We start from the raw sequence: 1,124 nt of genomic DNA on the forward strand, positions 1-1,124 counted from the left end.
TGATCGGGCCCGGGTGGCCGTACTGGCGCAGCAGGGCGGCCAGGGTGCCACCGGCGTGTCCGGCGCCGATGATGACGGCATGGCCTTGGGGGTGTTGTGCGGGGTTCATGCTGCACCTTCGCAGGAGGCCCGGAGTACGGGGCGGGCGCAGATCTCGTCCCAGGCTTGCCGCATGAAGCGCGCGGCCGCCACGTTCTGCTCCAGCAGGTCATAGCCTGCGCCCAGACCGTAGTCGGGGAGATTGATGAATTCGGTGGTGAGGTAGCGCAGCGGGCCGTGCGGCTGCGCATGGTGGCAGGCCAGCACCTTGCGGATGGCCTCTTTGGAGGGCTCCAGCAGGTAGGCATGCCAGGGCGAATGCCATTCGCCGGGTCCGGGCCGCAGCATGGGGTACTGGATGCCCCGGCCCGGGCTGCCGTCCTCGTCGCGGTGCCACAGGTTCAGGGGCTGGTTGGGGCCGGCCGCGCGCAGCTGGGCCCAGCGCACGATGCCCATGTCCAGCCATTGTTCGCACAGCGAGCCGGGCTCGAACGGGTCCAGCACCAGTTCGCCGCGCTCGAGCAGCCCGCGCACGCCCGACCGGTCCAGCTCGGCCGGGTTGCCGATCTTGAAGTTCACATGGCTGTAGTCCAGCGTGAAGTGAAAGGGCACGCCGCGTGCCTGCACGCGCCCGGCCACGCTGCGCACGCGCAGGAAGTCTTCGGTCCACGTGTTCACATGCAGCGCGAAGCTGGGCTCCACGCCCAGGCCCATGGCGTCGTCATAGACCCGCAGATAGTGTTCGGCGATTTCCACATCGGACAGCACATGGCCGTCGCGGTGGTGCTTGAAGGTCATGATGTTGTGGCAGCGCACGCCGATCTCGCGGCAGATGCGCAGGTTGCCGGCCAGCAGGACCTCGTCCTCGCCCAGGCGGTAGAACCAGCTGGCGGTGTGCACGGGCAGCTTGAATTCGGCGATGGCCGACTCGTAGTCGGCCAGCTGGTGGCGCAGCGGCAGGCGGTCGAAGCAGTCGAACACGCCGGTCTCGCTGACGAGGCGGAACTGCTCGCGTATGGGCAGCTCCTGCAGGCCGATGGGCTGGTGGCGCGAGGAGCGCTGCACGCCACGGCCGTTGCACGCGG

General features: G+C 68.9%; 1 protein-coding gene. It reads right to left on the minus strand.

Features of this window, described 5'->3' with window-relative positions; all coding sequences use genetic code 11:
• Nucleotides 1–105: 105 nt before the first annotated feature.
• A partial coding sequence (locus L995_RS25240; RefSeq protein WP_047474090.1) for a hypothetical protein occupies nt 106–1,124 on the minus strand: 1,019 nt, incomplete at its 5' end.

This window comes from Delftia sp. ZNC0008, assembly GCF_000799035.1.
GTDB classification, from domain to species: Bacteria; Pseudomonadota; Gammaproteobacteria; order Burkholderiales; family Burkholderiaceae_C; genus Comamonas; species Comamonas tsuruhatensis.